Origin of the sequence: Paraburkholderia sediminicola (assembly GCF_046026895.1) — a bacterium.
Classification (GTDB): domain Bacteria; phylum Pseudomonadota; class Gammaproteobacteria; order Burkholderiales; family Burkholderiaceae; genus Paraburkholderia; species Paraburkholderia sediminicola_C.
On record NZ_JAQQEU010000164.1, the window covers coordinates 1 to 5,077 of the forward strand.

Consider the following 5,077-nt stretch of genomic DNA (forward strand, 5'->3'; position numbering starts at 1 on the left):
TAAGCCGCCACGATTGACGGCGCCAAGGTCGTGCAATGCCGCTCCTTATCCGTCGACGGCGTTTACACGTACCGCGGCGCCGATGTAAAAACTTCGTATGCACGGGTCGATGTGCGGCAGGCGGGAGCGACCCGTTCTCCGTCAGAATTTATGACGGATACCAACGTACTACGAAATCTGTTTATCGGTTGTTGAGGGCGTCAAACCGCTGGTCTGGGCCACGGCGCTCCGCCCAGCAAGTCAGAGATCGCCGCGTTGGCCTGCACCGCGCGTGCAAGCCGATCGACCTGATCGACGTTCGTCACCTTCGGACCCGCAACCGGGACGGTGATATTGCCGCCCGTCGCATCAAAGCCCCTCAGGTTGCCGCCTGCATCGAGCAGCGGCGTGCCGGTCGTGAGGACGCCACGCGTGGTATTGATAAAGCCCCAACGTCGACCATCATGCCGGAGCGGGAGCCCCTGCTGCACACGCTCGCTGCACTGTCGCGCACCAGCGAAATTCCTGAACCTTGAGACCTCATGCGACGATTTGTGGTCGCGACGGGAGCCTCCATGACCATCGAACCATCCGTTGTCACCGCCTTCACGCCCACCGGTAAGCTGCGCGCGTCGATCAATCTCGGCAATCCGATTCTTGCCAACCGGCATCCGGAATCCGGTGAGCCGTTCGGCGTATCAGTAGACCTTGCGCGTGCGTTCGCTGCGAAGCTCGGTGTCGAACTGGAACTGGTGGTATTTGATGCCGCAGGCAAATCGGTCCAGGCAGTGAGCGAGGAACGCGCCGATTTCGGCTTTTTTGCCGTCGATCCGTTGCGCGGCGAAACCATCGCTTTCACCGCGCCGTACGTGTTGATCGAAGGCTTTTATCTGGTGCGCGACGAATCGCCGGTCAGAACGAATCAGGATGTCGACCAACCGCACAATCGCGTCGCCGTCGGCAAGGGAAGCGCTTATGACCTGTTCCTGAGCCGCGAACTGAAGACCGCGCAAATCGTTCGCGCACCGACCTCGCCGGATGTCGTGCCAACCTTCCTCGAACAGCAGCTCGACGTGGCGGCCGGCGTGAAGCAACAACTCGAAGCCGACGCACGGGAAACGCCCGGGCTTCGTTTGCTCGACGAGCGGTTCATGGTGATCCGGCAGGCGATGGGCACGTCGAGGAGTCGAGGCGCCGCCGCGGCCAATGCGCTGGGCAATTTCGTCGAGGAGATGAAGGCTTCGGGATTTGTGGCCGATTCGCTGGCGCGGCATGGAATCGCGGGCGCGTCGGTTGCGCCTAAGTGCCGCTCTTGGAAAGCCGGCGGGTGAGTATTCATCCGATGCAGATGATCGGCATACGTTACTGACCGCATCCCGCCCAAAGATCGTATGCGCGTCCTCGGCATACACAAGCGGTCGCCACCAGTCCTGGCAGGCGCGTTCCGCGCCGCCCCATCGCGCGGCAAGACCCGCAGCAATCCCCGCCGTAAGAACTGTCTTTTCGATCCGTTTTGTTGCAGCGCATACCGGCGCCCGCCGGAACCTGGTTGCACCTTTCCCTCGAAAACCCAAAACCCGACTTAGCAAATATCCGCCGGCGACCAGCGTGTGGTTGGCGGCTACCGTCTGATGTTCGGAAACCCCGCGCGCCCGCCATTCGGCCTCCGGGCTTACCGTCTTACCGATTAGCTACCGAACGCCGGGTAGTTTCACTTAATTCATACAAAAATTGTCAGCAATCAAGCAAAAGACCATACCAAGGGTAATTACCTACAAAGTGGTTCCCCAACAGCATATTTAACAAAGTTAGAATGATCCATCTAATGTTGCATTGCGGCAGCGGGGGCCTCAGGTAAAACACAGCGGCTCTCCTCTTCGCGATCTGGTTCGGGGGGCGGTTTTTCATCCTACCGTCTGCACATTGATTTGTATAACTAAAGGAGTTGACGGTGTACCCATTGATGACTGAGCAGTTTGGCTGGACGGACAGTGGCAACGTTTCCACCACGTTTTCCTTGGCCGGCGAAGCCTTCACGGGCTTCGAACAACTGATGCGATTGAACCAGCAGTGGGTCAGGACGGCGCTCGCCGAGAGTGAACAGGCCGTAAAGGTGGCGCTCTCAGGCAAGACGCCCCTTGAACTATGGGTTCATCAAGCCAACGCCGCACGGCCGGCTGTCGAGAAAATGCTCGCGCACAGCCGTCGGGCGCTCGAAATTGTGACTCATACGCAGGCCGAGCTTCTGAAAATCCTCGATGCCCAATTCCAGCAGCAGCAACTCAAACTGCGCGAGTCCGTCGAAGGCTTCGCGAGGAATGCTCCCGTGGGCTCAGAGGCCGCCGTCACCGTGTTGAAGTCGGCGGTATCCATGAGTGGGGTCGGCTATGAATCGATCCACAAGGCTGCCATGCAAGCCGTCGCAATAGCGCGCGGAAATCGGCCTGTCGCGACTTCAGCCGCATAGGCCAGGCGAACGCTACCAGGTCATTCAGCCATTTCCGGAGACGCCGTCTGCGTCGCGTGATTCGGGGTCGGCAAGGGTCGCGTTGGGCTACCCATTTGCTCATTACCGTCCCGTTTACCGGATATGCGCCGCGCAACTTCATTGAACAAGAGGTTGCGCGAGTCACTGACGACCAGAGTCGCCCGATAACGTCACATACGAGGTCACTATGAGCGAAACATGGATGGGACTGACAATCAGCGGCGTTGCAATGCTGGTTGCAATGCCTCTGATCGTAAGCCACTACCGCCGGGAACGGCGTCGCGGCCAGCTCCTTCGGAACCTCGACCACGAGGACTGGTGGTATCAGGCGCGAACCGGAACGACAGCGACCCGCGCATTTAAAAGGACTAATAGATAGGGAGTGTGATGGGAATTGACGCTTCTTATAAGAGCGATCTGTTGCATATCGAAGCGATAATCGCCACGCTCGAACGAATGGCTAGAAGTGGGGAGGGCATTGCCTCCACGTCCGTCATCAACGATCCGGACTATTGGCGCCGCCGCATTGAAATGCTGCTTGACCGGCAGGATCTCTCTGGCGCCGATCGAAAACACGCGCAGGCCGTGAAAGCACGACTACACGGAATAGTCCAGATTCCACTCGAAAGACGAGAGACCGACAAATAATATCGGCTTCGTGCATACGTCATTCAAAAAAACCGGAGGAGAAATATGAATAGTGGACCATTCGAAACGGGGGGTAAATTGTCATCGATGCACTCAGCGAAAGATCATCGGCTTATTGTGCGGGCGCGTGTTCAAGGAATGCGTATTGCGGGAATCTGGCAGGTGCTGCTCCCGTTTTCCCGCAACATCCAGAAAGTGAACATTACGACGCTCCCAGAAGACGGTTTTGAGCAGGTCACGATAGCGCTGCGCCCGACTCCACGAGAGGTGCTGGATTTGATCGTCACGCGGTTTAACAACATGCCTTGGGTGACGAGCACCACTCTTTGCTAAGGCTATTCAGGAGCGAAGGGGCGGCGATCGTTTGTCGCGCTGCACGGTGAGTCCGATGGCACGCGTGTGCAAGACTCCACAGTGGCGTAGAGCACCCGATAGCGGCGACTGTCACACGCATTGATCCAGCGGCCGCGTCACGGCCTGGCGCGTCGCACACGACGGACCCCAGGTGCACGTGGGAAATTTTTCCGTCCAGCGGATCAACACGTACGGCGCCGATAGCAAATGTTGCCACGTCGCCCCTCTTCCTCGCACTGTCTTTCAATTTGGCACTGCTGCTGATCGACGGACGCTTTAGCGTGTCCGAAAACGACTATCGCCGGACTTGCGCAGATGCTTCAAAACGTCACAGCATTACGCTACGCTCTGCATGAATGCACCCTCTCTGACATTGACATCCCAAAGCGGAGTTGCGAACTCGCTCTCATGACCACATACCATCTCACTGTCACGGCTGGTCCCGGCGCGCTGCACGTGGTTGCGGTGTGGAAGGGTCTACGCAGTTGTGGTGCGCGTATCACGACGTTGCGAGTGCAGGTCAAGCCCTCGGAGGCGATCGAAATGCTGACCGTGCAGGTTGACGGCGTTTCGCTCGACGCACTGCAAAAAGTGGTGGCCGCCTTGAACAACCTGCCGTGCTCGATGAAGACGTCGCTCGTTCTCACGGACGGTGATGCGACCGCGTCCGCAACTGCCAACACGTAGCCCTCACGAGGCGCCGTAGATACCTGGTGCCGTTTCTCCGGACAATCGGCAGCGAATCCCGCAGTGCAGCGACCGGCGCGCGCCGTTCGAGAGCCGATGTGAAGACAAGCCGGAACGTGTCGGTTGCCCCGGCGTTTACGCGAACGTCGCGCGCAAATATATCGCGTGTCCGATCAGCGATAGAGCACCGCTGCTTCCTCCAAATGCGGACTTTCAATCCGCTGCCAGCGTGAGATGTGTCCCCGAGTCCGCTGGTTGAGGTGTAGATTTCGGCCCCATTCCAGGCCGTGTCATTTTGGCTCGATGCGGTAGGGCCTTTTCACTATCTCATGCCCTTGATGTTTGCCTGACCTTCCGCCCACACGTGTATCCGCTATCTTGTCAGCCGGTTCACGGCGGCGTATTTTCATAGAACCCGACTGGAGGGGGTGCCATAGTATCGGTCGAATTCCGGAGTGCAGCGGTTGTCCGTTCCCCACCTGCCGATTTCGCTCACCCAAGGATCAGGGACGATCGATGGCCGGATTCAACCGGTGGATGCAATAGTTTGCTGGAATGCACCTGGCGTCAATGGTCAGCCTTCGGATGCCAGTCCCGCCGGCGTGCGGTTGAATTGCTGGCTTTCGCACGCCTGAAGGCGAGCGGAGGCAGATGCCGGCTTACCGGGCGTAAGAAAAAACGATGCGAACCGGGCGACTGCGCGTTGACCGCTAGCGCGATCCGCTGCGTGCGCCCTGCGACGATGAAAGCGCATTCGGCGCCGGGCCAAACCGCGTCTTTGCATCAGGTTCGATGCGCACTGCCGACACCGGCTTGCCGATCAAGTATCCCTGCGCGGCGTCGCACCCGAGCTCTCTGACGAGAACGAGTTGCGTCTCGGTCTCGATGCCTTCCGCGACCGTTCCCATGCCCAGCGCGCGT

Annotated in this window: 6 protein-coding genes and 1 pseudogene; 5 read left to right on the forward strand and 2 right to left on the reverse strand. The window is 58.9% G+C overall.

What is annotated here, in order from left to right:
- Positions 1-245 precede the first annotated feature (245 nt).
- A pseudogene (locus PQR02_RS39570) lies at positions 246-428 on the reverse strand (hypothetical protein); the annotation flags it as partial.
- A gap of 126 nt (positions 429-554) precedes the next feature.
- On the opposite strand from PQR02_RS39570, the gene PQR02_RS39575 reads away from it, so the two are divergent.
- The 5 genes from PQR02_RS39575 to PQR02_RS39595 all read left to right on the forward strand — a co-directional run bounded on the left by PQR02_RS39575 (position 555) and on the right by PQR02_RS39595 (position 4,156).
- Positions 555-1,310 carry an ABC transporter substrate-binding protein gene (locus tag PQR02_RS39575; protein WP_408243248.1) on the forward strand — a complete coding sequence of 252 codons (756 nt, stop codon included), beginning with the start codon at positions 555-557 and terminating at the stop codon, positions 1,308-1,310.
- A 620-nt stretch (positions 1,311-1,930) separates the two neighbouring features.
- Positions 1,931-2,446, forward strand: coding sequence for a TIGR01841 family phasin (phaP, locus tag PQR02_RS39580; protein WP_408243249.1), 516 nt, complete (start codon positions 1,931-1,933; stop codon positions 2,444-2,446).
- A gap of 408 nt (positions 2,447-2,854) precedes the next feature.
- The gene (locus tag PQR02_RS39585) at positions 2,855-3,115 is read left to right on the forward strand and encodes a hypothetical protein (protein ID WP_408243250.1); all 261 of its coding nucleotides are present in this window, start codon (positions 2,855-2,857) and stop codon (positions 3,113-3,115) included.
- Between the two features lie 45 nt (positions 3,116-3,160).
- Entirely contained in the window at positions 3,161-3,448 is a 288-nt protein-coding gene (locus PQR02_RS39590) for a hypothetical protein (RefSeq protein ID WP_408243251.1), read from the forward strand.
- A gap of 429 nt (positions 3,449-3,877) precedes the next feature.
- Positions 3,878-4,156, forward strand: coding sequence for a hypothetical protein (locus tag PQR02_RS39595; protein ID WP_408243252.1), 279 nt, complete (start codon positions 3,878-3,880; stop codon positions 4,154-4,156).
- Positions 4,157-4,866: 710 nt separating this feature from the next.
- On the opposite strand, the gene PQR02_RS39600 is transcribed toward PQR02_RS39595, so the two are convergent.
- The coding region (locus tag PQR02_RS39600; RefSeq protein WP_408243253.1) for an EAL domain-containing protein at positions 4,867-5,077 on the reverse strand (211 nt) is incomplete at its 5' end.

Coding starts and splice junctions, on each gene's coding strand:
- PQR02_RS39575 (WP_408243248.1), top strand. CDS start 555: ATGACCATCGAACCATCCGTTGTCACCGCCTTCACGCCCACCGGTAAG.
- PQR02_RS39585 (WP_408243250.1), top strand. CDS start 2,855: ATGGGAATTGACGCTTCTTATAAGAGCGATCTGTTGCATATCGAAGCG.
- PQR02_RS39590 (WP_408243251.1), top strand. CDS start 3,161: ATGAATAGTGGACCATTCGAAACGGGGGGTAAATTGTCATCGATGCAC.
- PQR02_RS39595 (WP_408243252.1), top strand. CDS start 3,878: ATGACCACATACCATCTCACTGTCACGGCTGGTCCCGGCGCGCTGCAC.